The sequence below is a fragment of the Atribacter laminatus genome (assembly GCF_015775515.1).
GTDB lineage: Bacteria > Atribacterota > Atribacteria > Atribacterales > Atribacteraceae > Atribacter > Atribacter laminatus.
On record NZ_CP065383.1, the window covers coordinates 2,682,642 to 2,703,114 of the forward strand.

16 protein-coding genes are annotated in these 20,473 nt (G+C 39.6%); 7 read left to right on the forward strand and 9 right to left on the reverse strand.

Annotated elements, in window-relative coordinates; all coding sequences use genetic code 11:
- Positions 1-116: 116 nt before the first annotated feature.
- Both RT761_RS12025 and RT761_RS12030 read left to right on the forward strand, forming a co-directional pair.
- A complete protein-coding gene (locus RT761_RS12025; protein WP_218111662.1) occupies positions 117-2,600 on the forward strand; it encodes a diguanylate cyclase in 2,484 nt (827 codons plus the stop codon).
- A gap of 57 nt (positions 2,601-2,657) precedes the next feature.
- A complete protein-coding gene (locus RT761_RS12030) occupies positions 2,658-3,806 on the forward strand; it encodes a Gfo/Idh/MocA family protein (RefSeq protein WP_218111663.1) in 1,149 nt (382 codons plus the stop codon).
- Positions 3,807-3,877: 71 nt separating this feature from the next.
- Here RT761_RS12030 and RT761_RS12035 read toward each other — a convergent pair whose 3' ends face one another.
- The gene (locus RT761_RS12035) at positions 3,878-6,154 is read right to left on the reverse strand and encodes an HD domain-containing phosphohydrolase (RefSeq protein ID WP_218111664.1); all 2,277 of its coding nucleotides are present in this window, start codon (positions 6,152-6,154) and stop codon (positions 3,878-3,880) included.
- An 83-nt stretch (positions 6,155-6,237) separates the two neighbouring features.
- Positions 6,238-8,802, reverse strand: coding sequence for a hypothetical protein (locus tag RT761_RS12040; RefSeq protein ID WP_218111665.1), 2,565 nt, complete (start codon positions 8,800-8,802; stop codon positions 6,238-6,240).
- A 267-nt stretch (positions 8,803-9,069) separates the two neighbouring features.
- On the opposite strand from RT761_RS12040, the gene RT761_RS12045 reads away from it, so the two are divergent.
- A complete protein-coding gene (locus tag RT761_RS12045; RefSeq protein WP_218111666.1) occupies positions 9,070-9,360 on the forward strand; it encodes a hypothetical protein in 291 nt (96 codons plus the stop codon).
- 109 nt (positions 9,361-9,469) lie between these two features.
- Here RT761_RS12045 and RT761_RS12050 read toward each other — a convergent pair whose 3' ends face one another.
- Entirely contained in the window at positions 9,470-9,679 is a 210-nt protein-coding gene (locus tag RT761_RS12050; RefSeq protein ID WP_218111667.1) for a hypothetical protein, read from the reverse strand.
- A gap of 390 nt (positions 9,680-10,069) precedes the next feature.
- On the opposite strand from RT761_RS12050, the gene RT761_RS12055 reads away from it, so the two are divergent.
- A complete protein-coding gene (locus RT761_RS12055) occupies positions 10,070-10,561 on the forward strand; it encodes an ureidoglycolate lyase (protein ID WP_218111668.1) in 492 nt (163 codons plus the stop codon).
- A gap of 148 nt (positions 10,562-10,709) precedes the next feature.
- On the opposite strand, the gene RT761_RS12060 is transcribed toward RT761_RS12055, so the two are convergent.
- The 6 genes from RT761_RS12060 to thiT all read right to left on the reverse strand — a co-directional run bounded on the left by RT761_RS12060 (position 10,710) and on the right by thiT (position 17,388).
- Positions 10,710-11,969 carry an extracellular solute-binding protein gene (locus RT761_RS12060; RefSeq protein WP_218111669.1) on the reverse strand — a complete coding sequence of 420 codons (1,260 nt, stop codon included), beginning with the start codon at positions 11,967-11,969 and terminating at the stop codon, positions 10,710-10,712.
- A gap of 673 nt (positions 11,970-12,642) precedes the next feature.
- Entirely contained in the window at positions 12,643-13,506 is an 864-nt protein-coding gene (locus tag RT761_RS12065) for a carbohydrate ABC transporter permease (RefSeq protein WP_218111670.1), read from the reverse strand.
- Between the two features lie 2 nt (positions 13,507-13,508).
- Positions 13,509-14,441, reverse strand: coding sequence for a carbohydrate ABC transporter permease (locus RT761_RS12070; RefSeq protein ID WP_218111671.1), 933 nt, complete (start codon positions 14,439-14,441; stop codon positions 13,509-13,511).
- A gap of 76 nt (positions 14,442-14,517) precedes the next feature.
- Positions 14,518-15,900 carry a hypothetical protein gene (locus RT761_RS12075; RefSeq protein WP_218111672.1) on the reverse strand — a complete coding sequence of 461 codons (1,383 nt, stop codon included), beginning with the start codon at positions 15,898-15,900 and terminating at the stop codon, positions 14,518-14,520.
- A gap of 39 nt (positions 15,901-15,939) precedes the next feature.
- Complete coding sequence (gene budA, locus RT761_RS12080) at positions 15,940-16,734, reverse strand: acetolactate decarboxylase (RefSeq protein WP_218111673.1); 795 nt, start codon at positions 16,732-16,734, stop codon at positions 15,940-15,942.
- Between the two features lie 78 nt (positions 16,735-16,812).
- The gene (gene thiT, locus RT761_RS12085) at positions 16,813-17,388 is read right to left on the reverse strand and encodes an energy-coupled thiamine transporter ThiT (RefSeq protein WP_218111674.1); all 576 of its coding nucleotides are present in this window, start codon (positions 17,386-17,388) and stop codon (positions 16,813-16,815) included.
- Positions 17,389-17,557: 169 nt separating this feature from the next.
- Between thiT and RT761_RS12090 the strand changes: the two genes are divergently transcribed.
- From RT761_RS12090 to RT761_RS12100, 3 genes are all read left to right on the forward strand, one after another.
- Positions 17,558-18,169: a hypothetical protein gene (locus RT761_RS12090; protein ID WP_218111675.1), complete on the forward strand. Its 612-nt coding sequence runs from the start codon at positions 17,558-17,560 to the stop codon at positions 18,167-18,169.
- Between the two features lie 197 nt (positions 18,170-18,366).
- The gene (locus RT761_RS12095) at positions 18,367-19,515 is read left to right on the forward strand and encodes a branched-chain amino acid ABC transporter substrate-binding protein (protein WP_218111676.1); all 1,149 of its coding nucleotides are present in this window, start codon (positions 18,367-18,369) and stop codon (positions 19,513-19,515) included.
- A 40-nt stretch (positions 19,516-19,555) separates the two neighbouring features.
- Positions 19,556-20,473, forward strand: a complete 918-nt coding sequence (locus RT761_RS12100; protein ID WP_218111677.1) for a branched-chain amino acid ABC transporter permease — start codon at positions 19,556-19,558, stop codon at positions 20,471-20,473.

Sequence of the window (20,473 nt, forward strand, 5' to 3'; positions counted from 1 at the left end):
CTCACTTCAAGAAGACCCCTTATGGAAATAATAATGCATTTCATTAAATCTTAGTTATGGTAAAATATTGAAAATTATTAATATTTTAGGTAAAAATATTTGATGGAATGAATCTTATGAAAATGAAGCTTTTTCCGGGACTTAAACCTCCTTCAATTATTCTAACATGTCTAATAGTTGTTTTATTACTTTGGCATTTTTCAGCAGAGAGTTCTGCCTCTCTCCGTATCTCTGAATTTATGGCTTCCAATGGTTCCATAATTTTAGACCAATCGGGAAAACCTAATGATTGGATCGAAATTCATAATACATCTTCCCAACCTATTGATTTGAGCGGTTATTTTATATCCGACAAATTGAACGAACCCTTAAAATGGCAGATTCCGGAAGGCTATCATCAGGAAACCATCGTTCCTGGTGGTGGTTTTATCATTCTCATTGCCGATGGAAATCCTGATCATGGCCCTCTTCATCTCGATTTTGAGCTTTCCAAAGCCGGGGAGAGTATTATTTTAACTGCACCAAATGGGAATACGGCTGTTGATGTCATCACCTTTGGTCCGCAGTGGAAAGACGTCTCATATGGAAGATCAGCAACAAATCCGGAAACCTGGGTTTTCTATCTTTCGCCTTCCCCTGGAAACCCGAATCAGGGAGCAAAAACAGCTTCCTATTGGATTGCTGGTCTGTATCTCTTTTATAAATCGTACAAGGAACTTTTTCTAACCTTTTTTGCTTTTTTAATCATTCTTATCTACATCAGTATTCGGCTTTCTCAGGTGCTCAAAAAGCTTAGACGGGTTGAGGAAAAACAGACTTCCTTGATCCAAGCCGTTCCTGAAATTATCCTTCAACTCAACCACAAGGGACAAGTTGAATGGCTTAACCAGCCAGGTATTAACTTTTTCGGTGAGAATGTATTAGGAAAAGGCTGTCGGGAGTTATTTAAAAATGCTGTTTCCTCAGTACCCATTGAAGATTTTATCCAAGATCATAATTCTGAAAAACTTCCTCCCGATGCTCATTTCATTACTGAATTTCCATCGCATAAGGATGAATTAAAAAAAATTATTGATTGGAGCTCAAATCCCTGTATCCTCCAAGGAAGTAAAAATGGGATTCTTTTAGTAGGGCGTGATATAACTCAGCAGCAATATAATGAAAAAAGAATTAAAGATAGTGAAAAAAACTATCGAGATCTTTTTGAAAAAACTCCAATTGGCATTTTAAAAGTTGATGTACAGGAGAAAATTCTTGATATCAATCAACATATATTGGACATCTTAGGAGCATCTGATAAGGAAGAAATTCTTCAAATGAACCTGGTAAATCTCTTTATCCCAGAACAATTCCTTTTTATTAATGATTATAAACAATTAACTAAAAATCAGGTGATATCAGAAGATAGAGAATGTACTTCCCAATGGGGAAAGAGGTTTTGGCTTCGTTATAAAATTTTTCCAATTTTTGGCGATTCCAATGAACTAAAAGAAATGATTATAACCGGAGAAGATGTTACTGAGAGGAAAGAGGCCGAAGGTAAACTTCAATATATTAGCCTTCACGATAGCTTGACCGGGCTCTATAACCGACCTTTTTTTGAAGAGGAGTTGAAGAGGTTAAACACTGAGCGACAGTATCCCCTTAGTGTCATTATAGGTGATGTAAATGGATTAAAAATATTAAATGACACCTTTGGACACTTAGAAGGAGACCAACTCCTAGAAAGAACCGCTGAAATATTACAAAGATGCTGCCGACATGAAGACATAATCAGTCGCTGGGGAGGAGATGAATATGCAATTATCCTTCCCCAGACCGATCATGAAACGGCATTACAAATTTGTGATCGAATCAGAAATGAATGTCAGATCCAGGAAAATATTCTAATCCCCATCAGTATTTCACTTGGAGTTTCGACAAATTCTTTACCCACTCAAAATGTTCAGAAAATCATTACTGACGCGGAAGAAAAAATGTATCAAGAAAAACTAATAGAATCTGATCATTATCGACGTAAGATGCTTTCTACTTTTATCAGTAACCTGAAACCGAAAACCTGGCATTCTGCTGATCTCTGTCGGCTTTGTCTCTGGTTTGGAATGGTTTTAAATCTTCCCTATTCTGAAGAAGAACTCATGTATTTAACCGACCTCCATGACTTGGGCAAAATCAATATGGATATAAGCTTTCTCTCCCAAGCCGGCTCACTCGATGAAGACGGATGGAAAAAGATAAAAAAACATCCTGAAATCGGATATCGTATCGCCCAGGCTATTCATCAAATATCAACCATCGCTGATGCAATTTGGGCTCATCATGAACGATGGGACGGAGCCGGGTATCCTCGGGGTCTTTCTAAAGAGAACATTCCTCTCTTGGCCAGAATTATGGCTATTGCCGATGCATATGATGCCATGAGATGCGGCCGACCTTATAAATCACCTCTCACCAAAGAAGAAGCCATTAATGAGCTCTTGCGCTGTTCTGGAAGTCAATTTGATCCTTATTTAGTAAGCTTATTCATCAAAAATTGTCCAATAATCATTTCTGAAGATACCTCCATTAATGTTAAGAATGATCAGATCATGGGAAAATAATGGTAGACTAATCCTAATATCTTTATAAATCATAATGTCTATAAAGGAGGAAGCGATATGAATCGTTCACTCAATGTTGGTGTGATCGGAACTGGCTTTATTGGTCCTGCACATATCGAGGCAGCACGGCGAACTTTCTTGGCCGAAGTCATCAGTCTCGCTGATGTTAATGACGAAATTGCCCGGAATAAAGCTCTCCAGTATGGTGTGAAAAACCATTTTGGAAATTACCGCGATTTACTGAAAGACGATAAGATTCAAATGGTTCACATCTGTACCCCCAACCATCTCCATTTCCAGATGAGTAAAGAAGCACTCGAAGCTGGAAAACATGTTGTTTGTGAAAAACCGTTAGCTATGAATCGCCGGGAAGCCGAGGAGCTGGTTGAACTTGCTGACAAGAAAGGGTTGGTCAATGCTATTCATTTTAATCTTCGTTATTACCCCTTAGCCCGTGAATCACAGCGGATGGTGGAACGAGGCGAACTGGGGACGGTTTTTGCTGTCCATGGGTCCTATTTACAGGATTGGCTCTTTTATCCCACTGATTACAACTGGAGGTTGGAACCAGATATGAGCGGCGAATCACGAGCAATTGCTGATATAGGGTCCCACTGGTTGGATATGATTGAATTCATTGCTGGAGAGGAAATAATTGAGGTCTTTGCGGATTTTGCCACTTTTCACCCTATTCGGAAAAAACCATTGAAACCGGTAGAAACCTATGCTGGAAAAATTCTCCAACCCGAAGACTATCAAGATATTTCAATTAAAACCGAAGACTACGCAACCGTTCTTCTCCATTTTGGGAACGGAGGCCATGGCGTGTTGACCGTGAACCAGGTCGCAGCCGGAAGAAAAAATCGATTATACTTTGAACTAGACGGGTCTCAAAAAGCCATTGCCTGGGATTCGGAAAAACCCAACGAACTCTGGATTGGTTATCGAGATCAAGCTAATCAAACGCTCTTAAAAGATCCTTCGCTCTTAGACAGTGAAACCAGGAAAATTGTTTCTTTCCCTGGAGGGCATAATGAAGGCTTCCCTGATACCTCCAAGCAACTCTTTAAAGAAGTGTATCAAGCTGTTCTGGATCCATCCGCTCCAAAAAATTATCCAGGATTTAAGGCTGGCCTTCGAGAGGTCCTTTTGTGTGAAGCGATTCTGAAGAGTTCCAAAACCAACCAATGGGTAGAAGTAAATTAAAACAGTGACCAGAAACATTGAATGTGTGAAAATCAGCAATGATTGAATTGAAGTAAAAATTCAAATACCTATTAATTCATTACCCTTAGAAATACTTCAACCAGGTGCGGGTCGAATTGATATCCTGCACCTTTTTTTATCTCGTTTAAGGCTTCTTTTTTGGCTATCGGTTTTTTATAAGCTCTTCCACTCACCATCACATCATAAGTATCGGCAATAGCAATAATTCTTGACAGGAGCGGGATAGCATTACCCTTTAAACCTTGTGGGTAACCGGTACCATCCCATCTCTCGTGATGGTAAAGGATTGATTCAGCAATGGGGGTTAATTCGGAAGAACTCAAAGCAATCTGATAACCAATCTTGGGATGACGTTTTACCATATCCCATTCTTTGGGTGAGAGGAGTCCGGATTTATTTAAAATAGATTTGGGCGTAGCAATTTTTCCCAAATCGTGCAGTCGAGCTAAAAGGTTCAAATGATGGAGTTTTTCTTGGGAAAATCCTAATTCTTGGCCAATTTTTTGAGTAATTTTTTGGAGTCGATCGGAATGTTTCTCGGTTTCTTGAGTAATTTTAAGAAGCGACTTTTCAATAGCAGTAACCAGGTCTTGGCCGAGCTCGCTGCTTCTCGTCAATTTTTTCCAATACATCCATCCTTCAGCTTTTTCAATAACTTCACCTATCGATTGATCCTGATTTTCTTTCAAGGCATATCCAAAAGCAATACTTACTTGCATAGGGTTGGTTTCGATGTTAAGCAATTCCTTTTGTATTGATTCCACGGTAGTCTGGAGATATTCATTATCGACTTGAGGTGTAAAAAGAATAAATTCATCTTCATCCCAGCGGGCTAAAATATCTTGATTTCGAGAAAACCTCTTTAAGATATTAGCGGTATCAATCAGAATCCGATCGCCTTCCTGATGACTGAATCTTTCATTCACTAAGTGAATTTCATTCACATCTCCTAAAATGATACCGATGGGATGGTTTTCAGGAAAATTTTGACGGGAAATTTCTTCTTCAAAAAAAGCACGATTGTATAATCCGGTAAGTGGGTCATTGAAGCTGATATATCGAATTTGTTCTTCGGCTTTCTTCCTTTCGGTAATATCTCGAGCAATCCCCTCTACAGCTATGATTTTCTTCCTTCGATTATAAACCGGTACATATTTATGCTCCATCCAGATAATTGTGCTGTCTTTCCTAACCATTCTGATAGCCAGTGGCTTATCAAGGGCAGAGGGATTTTTTAAGTATAAGTCCAAAAGCGGTCGATCCTCAGGGTAAACTCTTTGAATAAAAAGAGTAGGGTTAGCATAAAATTCCGACGGGGAAAATCCGATGATTTTTTCTACTGCTGGATTAATATATTCCAATTTTATGGGCTCAATCGCCTGGAAACGAAAGAGAAGGTCCTGAGCGTTATCAACTAAAGATTGGATATGGTCGGGAAGATTAAAATGATCAGGAGAGAAAGAGACTTGGTCTAATCCATGGTCATCGGTCTCCCTCTGGGATTGAGTACTTTGTTTAAAATGACTCCACCAATGACTGGATAGGCGGGCTTTTCCGTTTTTATTTTGAATAGCTTGGACGACTGCCTGATAAATAAAGAGGAGAGATAAAAACTTCACCATTACCCGCCATTCGATCATGAAACCATATTGGTTACGAAGCATAGTGAATATCACTTCCGCTCCAATACTCAGAATTAAAGAAATAATCAGCGGGCGTAGTACCGGGATGGGTATTTTCTTCTTTCGAAAAAGGATAATAGACAAAGCTATATAAATAAAAGCACTGATGAAATATTCACTTAATAACGTAAAATTGGTTAACCCTAAACCTGGTTGATAACTTCGAGGAAATACATTCCATAGAAATGTAGTACAAAATAAAAATACCACTGAGCCTAAATAAATAAGTCCTAAATATAAAAAACGGTATCTTTTAAACCAAGCGAGAAAACCGATTAAAAAAACAGCGCACTCGGCAAAACGAGAAACCAACCAGAGCTGTATGGTTAGGTCAATAATGTTTCTTAATAAAAAAGGATTTCTCCATAACAGGAATACTCGTATAAAATCAATGAGAACATAAACAATGGATAATATGCTAATACTAAAAATGAAGGGTTGGGAAGAGAGTCGCAAATAGTTCGAGCCAAGAAAAAAGATATTATAAGCAATAAGCAGACTTATGATCCCCATAGCACTATGAAAGAAAAGCATTGAAGGTGAAGCAATAAGGAAAAAGATACCAACTAAAACAATCTCACCAATAATCAGTTGATATTCCTTAGGTATAAACTCTAAAATTTTTTTCGCATAAAAATTTTTCATGGTCCCCCCCATGATTGCTTAAGGGTAGTATATCGCAAGCTATTCAAGAATGCGATTTTTTCCAAAAAATTTTAATATAAATCTCAACGAAAATGAGTGCTGAGAGTCAAATACCATTCACCGGAACGATTTGATTCCAATGGTTGAGCAAATCCCAAAGTTAAATTAACCGAAAAGCCTTCTGCCAAAAAGCTTTGTAAAGAAAGTTCGCTCCCTATGTTTCCTATCCAGTTCAAGGTATCCCAGCTTTCCCCAGCAGCTGACTCCACCCAATATATTTTTCCTTGGACACCCTTGACCAACCCTATGCTGAATAGGGGTTGATCAAGAATCAATAAGGGAAATTTATATCCCAACTCAAAACGGCCGGCAATTCTTCCTCGAAGGAAATCTTCGGGATAACCCGCAACTCCCCAAAACGAATCACGACCACCCAAGGCAAAATCCAGGGGGAGGGTGCTTTGTCCCAAAGCTATTTGAGCATACCAGGAATGATCGACACTCCCAGCTCGATAGGACTGGATATCCCAGGAAAAAAGTCCTTTTTGGACGGGATACAACTCATATTGACCATTCTGATAGGTTAGGTTAAAAGATTGGCTGGTAATCCAAGAATCACTACCACCAGTTGTTGAAAACTGGCTATGAAGAAAAAATCCTTCCCAAAATCCAGAATACAAACTGTCATCTCGATAAATCTTTTCATATCCTGCCTGGAAAGTAAGCTGGCTCGGGTGTGATAAAAAAATCGGGTATCCCAATGATAGGGAATACTGAAATTTCTCCTGGTCCAAATATAACCAGGTGTTGATTTCCGGATCCATAAAGAGACCCTGATAGGAAAACGTAGTTGAAAAATTCTCTTGCAAATCACTTTGATAGGCAAGGGAATAGGAATGAAACCCCAGGTAATCACTTGCCCTGGTTGATCCACCCCAAAGAAGCGGCACCCAATAGCGGGGGAAAAGATGTTTGATCGCTTGATAGGGCTTATCCTCGTAATTCTGGGACGGAGTGATTTTATCATCAGAATCAGGAATAATCGCTTTTTCAACCTCAATCTTTCTCCAGCTCTGAATATCGGCAAGTAACTCTACAACGTCAAAGCCCAATCCATGGTAAGAAATACCGTAAAACTTTTGTCCATCATAGCTCGGTTCAAATAAACCATTCACCACATTGGTCACCTGATAGAATTCATCAGTATCAAGATTATAGGCGTAAACATTGTACACGCCATTCCGGTCTGAGGAAAAAAACAAAATTTTCCCATCGGGAGAGAAAGATGGTGATAGATCGGCATAAATATCCGAAGTAATAAAGTGAAGTCTTTTATCTTCATCAAATAATGCCAAATCAAGGAAACCATTTTTCCAGCCGGAAAATACCAGAATTTCTTCCGATGGATTAACCAGGGCTTGATTCGGTCGGAAAGAAGCTGAGAATTCATAAACCAATTCTATCTTTTTTGAAGTGAGATCAATGGAATAAAGACCTTCGGGAAAAATATTCCTTCTTAGAAAATATATTTTATCCTTTCGGAAAAAAGGGCTAAAAGCTCGGGCACCATGAGTCATTCTGCTTTCTTTCCCGGTATCCAAATCATACAGAAAAACATCAAACCAGGAATGATACCGCTCAGTAACAATTTTTGAATAAACCATTTTTTTTCCGTCTTGAGAAAAAACTGGGTTTCCAACAATTGAACCCTGGACTATTAAGCGTTCCTGACTGCTTCTCAGGTCGCGAAGCCGTAATCCTGAGAGATATTCAGGGTGGGATAATGAGTAAATAAGCTTCTCTCCATCGGGAGATAGGCTTAAGCTGGAAACATAATATCCCCGATTGGTTAAAAAGGTAATAGGGGTTATACCCTGTTGCCGAATTTTCTGAAATTGTTGCCGATATTTTTCCTTGAGATTTTCCTTCCAGAGTATCCATAATTCATTGGTATCCACACCGATCGCTTTTTTAAGAGCCGTATCAAATCCATGAATTTGAAAATTCTCTGAGCGGAGGGTGCTAATTTCTCCCAGTTTCTTCTCTCCAAACTCATCAGCTATGAATTGACAAACACTGGCGCCATAAATATAACAACCACTCTGAGCCGGCCATCGGTCAAGATAACTGTATCCACCAAAGAGATGAGGAGGCTCGAAATGATCCCCTAAGGCCATTTCCCTCAAATACATATCGTATAAAGTATCGGATGGACGACCTTGAGTTCCGAAGTGATTTTCGACATACATAGCATATCCTTCCCACGCCCACATTGGTTGAATAACATTGGGAAGAACAATATAACCCAGAAGATTCCGCCAGCGCATTATTTCAGGACTCGCCGCTTCAAGGTGGAGCATGTGGGTCAATTCGTGAGCCAAAACCATTTGTATCCAATTCCGAAACCTGGTTCCTAAAAATTGATTATAGGGATGAGATACCACCAATTGGATTTTACCTTGAAGAGGATCGGCATAGCCATTGGGAATATCGGTATTATCTGCCAAAACGATTGCCGGTCGAAAAGAAAGAGTGGTGTTAAGGAATGTTTCGATTTGAGGAAGAATAGTTTCGGCAAGCACGGCAACCTCTAAAGCGACATTCTTCAAAGAAGATGGAAAAATGACCAGAAAATGACCGGAATCCATTTCCCGCCAATCCAAAAAGGGATCAAAACGTTGAGCAAATACCGAATATGAAAAAGAAATCAGGATGATCAGGATATAAAACCAGATTAAGAAATACTTTTTCATAAAAGGATTATAACTGAGAAAGCTTCCATCAACCAACTTTTTTTATTTTTTTGCAATTAAATTTTTAAATTTTATCTTATCACTTCTTTATGACAGCTGGCATAAATCATCTATTTTTGGGTTGTATTTCATTGGGTAAACGAATAAAAGGATGTGATATGTATGAATTTTGAAGAATATCTTTATACTCTCAACCTGAAAGACCTCTCTGAGCTTCTGCTTAAAAGCAGCCAAAAAGACAGATTTCAATATCAACAAATTAATAATGATCTTTATCTTATCTGTGGTGTTAAAACTCAAGACTGCAAAATGTGGAAAATTTTTCCCGAAGTCAATGACGAAATCAATTTAAAAGCATTACGGTCTATTGCCCTTGAAGCTTATCGAAATGGTTTTTTAAAACCTCTTCTTCCCGAAACCAGCGAAGAAAGGGCAAAAATGAGCAAAGGATGAAGGTCCTCAACAGAATTTTTTGACCTGATGTTTTGTCAACAACAAGGAAGGGATAAATCCAGGGAGAGCAAGAACTATTCCCCCGATTGGAAATTCTTTTTTTATTGGTTTATTGTCCTGAAAATTCCGGCGTCAATTCAATTTCCCAGTCTTCAACAGGAAAAAAATCACAGAAATCAAAACCAAAGGCTTGAATTTGGTTTCGGTTGAGCTCAATGAGCCGATCATCAAAGAGCAGCCAAAAAGAACCGTCCTTTTTTTGGAGTATCCGAATATCATTGACTACCCAAAATATTCCTCTTCCCACCTGTACTACCATGTTCAACCTCCCTTTATACCAGGATGATATTATATACGTAACTCTGTCCGGATGGTTTTTGTGGATAACTTGAATATCAAGCGAAATCGTTGTGATTTCCGTGCAAAAATCTTTTTATACACCGTTTTTTCACCGGATATCAACAGGCTTACTGAGTTGAATGATCATTTTGTTTGAAAGCATCAAAAATTGAATTATCAACTCGTAAAAAAACTGGAGAAAGGGCATCTTTCAAACTTTAATAGTTACTGTTCACTCTCACATTTAACTATCTCCTGAATTCTTACCGGTTGCTTTTTCCGGTAATTATTGAATCGACCATCAGTCAAAAAATTGCTACAATAAGAAAATAAAAAATTACCATCATTTAATTCCAAAGGAGAGAATCTTATGAGCACAATACAAATCCAACCACTGTCTTTTGAAACATTCCAAAAATATGGTGATTTTGTTCAACTGGATAAGGTCAATCCTGATAAATACCAGAGAATCGGACAACCACCAGTTGAATTTTATCCCGACTTAGCATTACAGAATTTAGGAAGTTCTATCCTGGGAGTTTCCCTCTGTCGGGTTTTTCCTCGTGATTTTAAAATTGAGTTCACCGAACACCACAATACTACCGAAGAGGGAATGTTGCCCCTTGATGGAGATGTACTTATTCACGTGGGCGCTTCAGCAGAAAAATCTGAAGACATGAAAGTCGAAATCTTCGAAGTTCCCAAACTTACCTTTGTCAGGCTAAAAATAGGGGTATGGCATCATGCCGCATATGCCAAAGGGGATCAACCAGTTAACATGCTGATTCTTTTGGCAGAGAGGACTTATCACAACGATTGTGAAGTTGAAAACTATCACTTTTCATTCGGTAAAAAATGCTAAAAAGAGAGTAGGGGTTGACATAATAGGGAAAAGGTTTAATTCTTTCCAACTGATGCTTTTTAATATAAATAGAGATTGTTTTATACTTTTTTTAATTTTTGGAAATAAACCAAGGCGAGAGGATCCTCTCGCCTTGGTTTATTTTTTATTAAAGATTTTTCTCAATGGCATCATACATGCTTTGGAGTGCTTCCTGTGGAGTTTTGGTTCCCATCAAAGCATTTTGAACTTCAATCTGTTGAGCGTATGACCATTCGTCATACCAAGTGAGTTGAGGCAAAGCCCGGGCAAATTCTGCCTGTTTTCCAAAATTTTTCCAATAGGGATAGAGAGTTAATAGTTCAGGATCTTCGAAATGGGCTTTCCAGATGGGAAGAGTTCCAATTTCCAGAGAACGAACTTTGTCTCTCTCCGGACTGGTCATATATTCAATGTATTTCCAGGCTGCTTCGGGGTTCTTCGATGTGGCTGGAATAGCTAAAGCTTCCGGGAGGTTTAAAGTAGCTTGAAATTCTGGTTTTGCTGCCGGAATATATTCAGCTATTTCAACTTCCCCAACGATTTGCGAAATAGATTCATCATTTGAAGCGTTATAAACACCCGGCCAGGCTTGGGGGAAAAACGCTGTGCTTCCATTATAAAAAACATTGGCGGTCATTTCCTGATTCATGGTAAGTGAAGCTTGATCAATGACTTTCGTATTCAGGAAACAATCAGCCATAAAGGTGAGGGCATCGATTGCAGGTTGCTCTAAAAAGGTTGGTTTCCCTTCGCTGTTAAACAGATCAGAACCAAAGCTATAGCTTATAAAGGAATGCCAGTTCGCAAGCGATTGGCTTTGTTCGGCCGCTTCACTGCTTCCGTATTGAATCAAGTTGGCAGTAATCATTTTCTGTGACTGCTCGACAAATTCTGCCCAGGTGCGAGGTGGTTCAGCAATACCGGCATCTTTTAATTTCTTTCCGTTATACATAAAAAAGCGAGTGTCGTTATTCCATACTATACCATAGAGGGTACCATCGACACTGAAAGTATTGACTAAACCTGGCAGCATTTGATCGATAACATCAGCTTCCATATATTGGTTGAGTGGAACCAACCAGCCAGCTTCATTAAATTTAGCGACCCAGGCATTATCAAACTCGATAACATCAAAAGATGTTCCGCCCGCAGCCAATTCGGTGAGTACTTTATCCGCTACTCGGTCCCAGGCCATGGTGATTAATTCCACCTTGATACCGGTTTCTTTTTCAAATTCTCGAGTTTGCTGTTCCCACAAACCCTTGACATCCATCTCGTGACGAGGCATAATGACCGCTATTTGTTCCTGGCTATAGCCAACCATTACTATCGATAACATCCAAACCAAGGTTAACAATAATATCCAAACACTTTTTTGGGTTTTCATATCTTTACCTCCAAAATTTTTTTATATAATACTCAGAAAATTCTTATCTTTATTGCACCTCCTTCTTTCCTTTTTTTATAAAATTCCTATTTATATTAGTGAATAAGAATTTATCTACCCTGAAAATACCATCTTATAAATTCCCCCATTGAGGGGGGATAAAGGGGGGTGTGCCTTTAATCGGTCATCCTGAGCCCTCGCTTTTTGAGGGCGTGAGGATCTCATCTTTTAATTTTTTTCTTCATAAATACTTTAAATGATGAGATTCTTACGTCGTCCGGCAAAAACACCGGACTCCTCAGAATGACTAAGTGGATGGTAGAGATTGCCACGTCGCACAAGACGCTCCTCGCAATGACGGAGCAGAAAAAAACTCAAATCCCCCTAACTCCCCTTCGCTAAAGAGGGAAATTGATCGGCAGATAAATATTTTCATTGTTATTTAGTGCTATTAGGCAGCATGAAAGTCTATCCTGAAAATCCCCGGGCATGATGAATCAAGTCCCTACAAAAGATTAAAAAATTGCAGGGGCACAATGTATTGTGCCCGTTCTTCATCTAATGTAGCGACATGCCGTGGCATGTCGAATTTTGGGTTTTCATCCCATTTTCTGACATAAAAAGGAATAGGAGAGACTATCCTTCCTCCCTGGTACGGTACTATTATGAATATTTACCCTTTCACTGATCCAGCAGTTAACCCCTGAATAATAAACTTTTGAAAAATTAAAGCGAGAATAACTGGTGGAAGACTGGCTAAAACTCCAGCCGTACTCATTGAAATAAAATCAGAACCAAATTTACTACTGAATTCTTCAACTAAAACTGATAGGGTTTTCGAAGACTGGGTTGAAGCAAAAATTAGGGCAAAGAAAAACTCATTCCAGGCAATAATAAAAGCAAAAATCGATGTAGCAGCTATTCCGGGTGCCGATAGGGGAAGGACAATCCTCATTAACGCTCCAATTCGAGTACACCCATCAATTCGAGCTGCCTCCTCAATGCTGGAAGGAATTGAAGCAAAATGACCCATCATCAATCGGATGACCAGAGGGAGAATAAAAGAAATATAAGTTAAAATTAAAGAGAGTCGAGTATCGACCATCCCAAAGCCATTGATAATCAAAAACAATGGAATAATGAGAGCAATGGGAGGGAGAATCTGGGGTAAAATTATCGAGGTCCCGATGAATCCTTTCCCTCGAAAATCCAGCCGGGTTAATCCATAAGCAGCTAAAGAACCGGCAACCATCGATATCAAGGTGACAAAAAATGCGACGATAAGACTATTTATTGTACATTGTCCAAATTGGGAAGCGGCATCGGTTACTCCCCGACCACCAAAAAATATCTTCAAGTAATTCTCAAAAGTTGGATTTTTGGGGAAAAAATGGAGTGGTACACTGGTTAAATCTACCTTGTGGGAAATACTGGATATAACGAGCCAGAGAAAAGGGGCTAACACTGCAATAAGGATCACTACCACGGCAATCCATAGGAGTAATCGGTTCAATTTTCTTTTTGATTTATTGTCCATCTTCAATCAACCTCCTGCTTTCGCATATAGCGAAAATAGGGGATGCCAATAAAAATAACCAGGACGATAACCAAATAAGCAATGGCGCTTCCAAAGCCCATTCTTGAGAACTTGAAGCTATTAAGATAAGCGTAATAACTCAAGACACTGGTCCCTTCACCCGGACCACCCCGGGTAATAATATAGAATATATCAAATTCCCGAATCGCCCAGATGATTTTTATAATAGCTAAAGTAACAATCATCGGCTTTAACAGGGGAAGGGTGATATACCAAAATTTTTTCAGAGTATTAGCTCCATCGACTAAAGCTGCTTCGTAGAGTTCACGCGGTATTTGTTCTAAAACTGCCAAAAACATCAGCACCCCTACCGGCGTTTCCTTCCAGATATTTGCAAGCATTACAAAGTGAAGAGCTCGGGTTGGATCGGCCAACCAGACTTGATAACGTTCAATCAGTCCCAAGCGCTTTAAAAGAGCATTCAGAACACCATAGTTGGCGTTATATATCCATTTCCACATGATCCCATTTACCGAAGTTGGTAATGCCCAGGGAAGAATAATCAAACCCCGAACCACACCTCTTCCCCGAAATTTCTGTTGGAGCACTAAAGCTACTCCTAAACCCAAAACCAGCTCAATCCCCACTGAAACAAAGGCAAAATAAAGAGTGCGAATGACACTTTTCAGAAAAAAATTACTTTGTAAAGCTTCAAGGTAGTTGGCTAATCCAATAAAATTGTATATTCCGGGCTTAGTGAGAAGATAGTCATGAAAACTAATATAAAGAGAATAGAGAAGGGGATAGATGAGGATCCCAAAAATAAGCACTAAACTTGGTATCAGCAATAAATAAGCAACACCATTTTTCTTTTCCAAAAAGAAAAGGCTGAGTCTTTTTCGCAGAGAACGATTATTTGGTAGCGAATCAATCACGATTTCAATTTCCTCTCCTTATTCATCTTGTAATGAAAAAACTCACTCTTTGCTCTTAGATGATATTCAAAACGTTCTAAGGTAGAACCACCTTAATTCCGGTTAATTCACAAAAATCAATGATAGCGGGATAAAGTTCTTCTCCATACCCCAAACAAGCATATTCATTCATCCAATTTTCCAGCAAGCATTCAATACTTCCCTCTACGGTTACAAATCCATGAGGCCAGAAAGGAATTCCACATTCATCCAGTCTTTTCATGATGGTTTCTTGGGAAGGTTCAAAAATCGATACCGGGACAACGACCATTCGAAATTCTCCATTTATTCTTCCTAAGCGAGCCAGTATTCCTTTCCCTACCTTCGCAATGGCTCGTATCGATAATCCACCAGCCTGTCCTTCAGTTGGAATTCCGTGAACTGAAAATCCTGCTGGACCTACTTTCCCAGCTAAAGAAGGTGGTATGGCACCATCCCCGATGATCTTAATCTCACGACGTTTTTTATCGATATGTTGAAGATCACCGTAATACACCGGTTCAGAGCTTAATCGGGTCATGAGATAAACCGTTAAAGCAGTGTTAAAATCTCCCAGGGTTGAGGTTCCAACTCGATCCTCGAGCATCATTGACTGGGCAAAACAGGTAGCAGAATAATCATCTCCTAATCCGGGGAAGGATTGGATGGTGTAAAATTCCCATTTTTCTTTTTCAACCAGGATCTTGATTGCTAAATAAAGGCGAAGAGAGCGTTCATTCACCACCGATGCCTCGGGTAATTTACCAAAAAGCTTGGTCATGCGTGGTTCAAGCTTTTTAAGTTGTTCGGAGGTCACTTCTTCTGCAGTGCGAATCAGCTCAGTGGTGTCTCGAGAATCAATATCGATTCCAAAAACTTTCATCCATTGGGAAGGATCGGCAACACCCACCGTTTGCCCCATACCTCGTCCACCAAATGCTCCAATAGTGGCTTGGTTTAAACGATTTTTTAGATGGCATGCTTGACTGAAATGAACAATTTTATCTATTTCGTCTTCATCCTCAGCTAAACCATAAACAAATTTATGAGGAATTCCTATTTCCATGAGCGCTCCATGAAGCACCAAACCGCCTACCGGACGCCACCCCTGAGATCCCGGATGGGTCCAGATGCAAATACCTTTTCCAGTCAATCCATAATCCCGGATAGCTGCAATCATATTCGATGCCCAAACCCAAGTACCGGAAAACAAAATAACTCCGTCGACTCTTTCATCATCTTTCATGGTTTTGAGCGCTAATCGGGCTTCTTCTTTGGTTGCCACCACAATAGGATATTCTACCAACTCAACGCCACGACTTGCTATGGCTTTCTTTGATTGAGCAATTATTTGTTCATCAATGAAAGGATTTCCCATGGGATCTTTTAATCCGTCTTTGTGAACTCCATAAATAATAAAACCCATTTTTGGTGTAATCATATAAATACTCCTATTCTTTGACCCGTATTCGGGGATTTTTTATTTTTCAACCTGTTGAATTTCATCAATCCTCTTGCCAGCAAGATTGGCTCTGGCAAATTCCTGATTGCGAGGAAGCTGCATGAACACATCATAACATGGAGATACTCGAACGGAACCTAACAAAAAAGAACAATCCAGCAGGTGGCCTCCATGTTTCAAGTCTTTATCGATAAAATGAAAATGGTAGCCAGGTACACAGATACCTTCAAAATATTGGGGACACCAAAAACCTACTAAATCACCGCTCATTTCTGTAAATTCAAAAATTGCCTGGTCAGGAGTAACCTCAGTAAGCGGCGGGTAAGGCTTGGTTTGTCGGTGCACACTGCGAGCCTTGAGGGTTTGGAAATCAGCTTCAATGTGAATAATATAAATCAGGTTGGGGTTTTCAATCATCTTATTCAATTCCAACTCAAGTTCTTCATAAGAATCAATTAAAAATAAATTACGTGAATTGGAAGAAGGTTCCTGAGCAATAGCCGCAAAAGGGGTTGTCTCATCTGCTGTCACTTCTTCAACCATTCCTTGGCTATTCACTCGAAAACAACGACCATCGATTATCACCATTTCACCGTCGAGTGCATCAAAAGTTCCCAAGCCTATCTGTCCTTTTTGTAGGAGCTTTTGAATGGTTAATTCTCCCTTATACACCCCCTCAAGAAGAGCATTGATGGTTGAAAACTGAAAGAAGGAAGAAGAATTAGCCGCCCAAAGCAGTGGATTGAAAAAAAACAGAAATATAAATCCGATGAAGATCGAGAATGATGGTTTCTTTATCCAATGCCGATTCAATAATATTAACCTCCTTTCAAGTCATCCTACCCAAAAGAATCAATAATTTTAAATATTATAACCTATGTTTTATCGGCCTTAAGAAACCCGACTTCTTTTTACTAAATCGGAAAAACGGGGGATAAGAAGCCAAATAACCAAAACACTGATCAAGAATTCGATTCCCAAGTAACTTCCATTGTAAATCAATGAATATATCCATGGTGACATCCCCTCTGGAGCATATTGACCCCAAAATACGACACCGGCTAAATAATGGCACAGCAGCCGGCCTCCAATACCCAGACAAACTGCCCCAATTACTCGTGTTATTTGTTGAGAACGGTTTAATTTTCCCCAAATAGATGGTGATAACAGCAGTCCTGCCAATCCTAAGGAACCAAATGCTAAAGGAAAATCAAGAAGGAATTGAAGAGGGGTTAGAAATATCGGGCCTAAGATAAATTGGAGTATTCCATAAATAAAAGCAACTAACAATCCTCCCTTGGGCCCGCGAAGGATGGAAAAGAGGAGAATGGGAACCATGCTAGCAGCAGTGACCGATCCGCCATAGGGTGCTGAAAAAAGTTTAATCATACTCAATCCTGAAGCCAGAGCTAAAACCATCCCTCCTTCGGCTAAAAAACGAGGATTAAATTTAAATTTGGATGTCATAAGAAATCACCCGTCCTGATTATAAATTTCATACCATAATCATTATCTTTATGAGGATTTATCAAAAAGAATATCATTATTTCTTCATCCAATATTATCATGAATAGGAAACTTTTTGATTCGAATTAAGATAAAAGAAGATTAAAAGGTCTGAATTTGGTGAAATGACATGAAAATCCTCTCTTTAATTTTGTTGGTTTTTCTCATGCCCGGAGCGGTCTTGGCTCATTCTTTTAGCGAAATTCCTTCTCATCACTGGTCAATTCAAGCTTTACACGATCTAGAATTGAAATATTCTCTTCAACTATCAATCCAAAATCTTCCTTCAGAAAAAACCACCCTCACTCGTTATGAATGTGCCCAGGCTGTTTTTGAAATTCTCCATACAGTCAATGATAAAATTGCTTCTCATCAAGAAATTCCCTCAGAAGACATCAATCAGCTGGAAAAATTGGTCAGAGAATTTTCAGCAGAATTAAGAAATCGAAAGCTCGAAAAAGAAATTCTTATTCAAATATTTGGTGAAAACCATGAAATTGTTCACTTAATCACCGATTCGAGAAAAAAGTTATCCAGCAAAAATGAACCGCTCTCAATCTCTGGAGAATACACTCTTTCCTATGAGGTCTATTTCCCACCTGACCCTCAACACTATAAAATCAAACCCCGTTGGAAAGATGAACTCCAGCCGGAAATCAATCTAAAATTGAGCCCATCGGTAAGCGGAAAATTGAAATTGAGCATACCTGACGTCTTGGTTACCCCTCAACCTCAATATTAGCTTCTTCCTGTTTCGCTTCAACAAAAAAACGCTCTACCCGTGATAAACTTTGGGTTTCTTTTTTTCTTTTTATAAAAAACTTCTCCCAAATCCTAAAACAGTATGAAAAAAATCCTGAATATTTTGTTATAATTTATCGATTAGGTAAAGGAAAAAAATGAGACTCAATAAAATATTGATATTAGGAGGGTGGAAAAGTGAAAAATAATAAGATATTTTTTATGGTTTTAGCGGTCGGAATTCTTTTCTTTAGTAGTGTATCTTGGGCTGAAGAACCGGTCATTATTGGCCTACAGGCACCTATTACCGGTGATTATGCTATTGAAGGTCAAATGGCAAAACAATGTGTTGAAATTGCCGCCGAACTCATCAATCAAGAGGGAGGTATCAATGGACGACCTGTAGAAATAATCGTCGCCGATGATGCGTCCAATCCTAAAGATAGTGCCTTAGCCGCTCAAAAACTCATTTCTCAAAAGGTAACCGCTGTTGTTGGAAGCTACGGTTCGTCGGTTACCGAACCAGCTGCCGATTTATACGAACGAAACAAAATGGTTTCGATCGGTTATGGATGCACTGCAGTGAGATTAACCATGAGTAAAGATCGAAAATATTTCTTCCGAACCTGTGGGCGCGATGATTCCCAAGGTCAATTTTTTGCAAAATTCGCTGTTGAAACCATGGGCTGGAAACGAATTGCCATTATGCACGATAACCAAACTTACGGAAAGGGCGTTGCTGAAGAAACCTTGAAATACTTGGAACCTTACCTTCAAGAGGGAAAAGCCGAAGTGGTCTATTACGACGCGGTGACTCCGAAAGAGAAGGATTACAGCGCGGCTATTACCAAACTCAGAGAAACCCAACCGGATGTTTGGTATTATACTGCCTATTACCCCGAAGCTGGTTTGCTCGTCCGACAAGGCCGAGAAGCAGGAATAACCATTCCCTTTGTAGGGAGTAACGCTGTTCCCAATGATGACTTTGTTAAGATTGCTGGCATCGAGTATGCCAAGGGTACATTAATGACCCAAGAACCAATGCCTCAAGACATCGATACTCCTATATCAAAAGTTTTCCTTGAAGCCTACCAGGCAAAATTCGGCGATATTCCATCTTCTCCCTGGCCGATTTATGCTGCCGATGGTTTGTTCGCCATAGTTCAAGCTATAAAAAATGCCAACTCAATTCAATCAGAAGACATCGCCAATGCATTAAGATCGATGACCAATGCCGAAGGGGTTACCGGAAATATTCTTTTCACTGAACGCGGTGATCGAAAAGATATTCCCTATGCCATGTATGAATACAACGAAGACGGGAAGCTTCAGATCTATCAACCCTAAATCGAAAATTAACCATTTCTTATAACACTGGGGGTTCGTCGTGGGAATATTTTTCGAACAATTACTTAACGGTCTCACCATTGGTTCATTTTATGCCTTAGTCGCCTTAGGTTATTCAATGGTGTATGGGGTGATGAAACTCATCAATTTTGCCCACGGCGATCTCTTTGCTTTTGGGAGTTATGTTGGGTATACCATTCTGGTATGGGGCTCTGGTCGTATTACCCAAATCTTTGGGATTTGGGGTGGAATGGCAGTAACCTTACTTATCACCTTTATTGCTGTCGCTATGGCTGGAATTTTAGTAGAAAAGGCAGCCTATCGGCCGGTTTATCCAGCTGGAAGGCTGCCCTTAGTCGTATCAGCTTTAGGAATGTCAATATTCATTCAAAATGGAATCATGGCAGTGTGGGGACCACGTTTTCAAGCCTATCCCAGTGAAGTTGTTCCTTCAGCGGCTTTTGACTTCTTTGGGATTCACATCACCCTTTTAAAAGTCTTCATCCTCTTTTTCTCGTTTTTTCTGATGGCAGTCATTTATTATGTTGTGGAAAAAACCACCTTTGGCGCTGCGGTTCGAGCAGCTGCTTTGGATCGGGAAACCGCCACCATGTTAGGGATTGATATCCGTAAAGTAATTTTCTTCGTCTTTGCCTTGGGGCCGGCTTTAGGAGGCATGGCGGGCGTGATGAATGGAATGTATTATCGATCGATCCAATTTAACATGGGGTGGAATTATGGTCTCAAAGCCTTTACCGCAACCATATTAGGAGGAATAGGGAATATACCGGGTGCCATGATTGGAGGGTTACTGTTGGGAATCATGGAGTCGCTTTTCGCCGGTTATTTTCCCGGTGGAGGAGCTTGGAAAGACGGTTTCATTTTTATCGTTCTGATTCTGGTCCTCATTTGGCGACCAACCGGACTTATCGGTGAAAAAATTGCAGAAAAGGTATAA

Excerpts from the sequence above, each read along its gene's own strand:
- RT761_RS12025 (WP_218111662.1), top strand. The coding sequence starts at position 117 with ATGAAAATGAAGCTTTTTCCGGGACTTAAACCTCCTTCAATTATTCTA.
- RT761_RS12090 (WP_218111675.1), top strand. The coding sequence starts at position 17,558 with ATGAAAATCCTCTCTTTAATTTTGTTGGTTTTTCTCATGCCCGGAGCG.
- thiT (WP_218111674.1), bottom strand. The coding sequence starts at position 17,388 with ATGACATCCAAATTTAAATTTAATCCTCGTTTTTTAGCCGAAGGAGGG.
- RT761_RS12055 (WP_218111668.1), top strand. The coding sequence starts at position 10,070 with ATGAGCACAATACAAATCCAACCACTGTCTTTTGAAACATTCCAAAAA.
- RT761_RS12050 (WP_218111667.1), bottom strand. The coding sequence starts at position 9,679 with ATGGTAGTACAGGTGGGAAGAGGAATATTTTGGGTAGTCAATGATATT.
- RT761_RS12030 (WP_218111663.1), top strand. The coding sequence starts at position 2,658 with ATGAATCGTTCACTCAATGTTGGTGTGATCGGAACTGGCTTTATTGGT.
- RT761_RS12060 (WP_218111669.1), bottom strand. The coding sequence starts at position 11,969 with ATGAAAACCCAAAAAAGTGTTTGGATATTATTGTTAACCTTGGTTTGG.
- RT761_RS12035 (WP_218111664.1), bottom strand. The coding sequence starts at position 6,154 with ATGAAAAATTTTTATGCGAAAAAAATTTTAGAGTTTATACCTAAGGAA.
- RT761_RS12065 (WP_218111670.1), bottom strand. The coding sequence starts at position 13,506 with ATGGACAATAAATCAAAAAGAAAATTGAACCGATTACTCCTATGGATT.
- RT761_RS12045 (WP_218111666.1), top strand. The coding sequence starts at position 9,070 with ATGAATTTTGAAGAATATCTTTATACTCTCAACCTGAAAGACCTCTCT.
- RT761_RS12075 (WP_218111672.1), bottom strand. The coding sequence starts at position 15,900 with ATGATTACACCAAAAATGGGTTTTATTATTTATGGAGTTCACAAAGAC.
- RT761_RS12040 (WP_218111665.1), bottom strand. The coding sequence starts at position 8,802 with ATGGATTCCGGTCATTTTCTGGTCATTTTTCCATCTTCTTTGAAGAAT.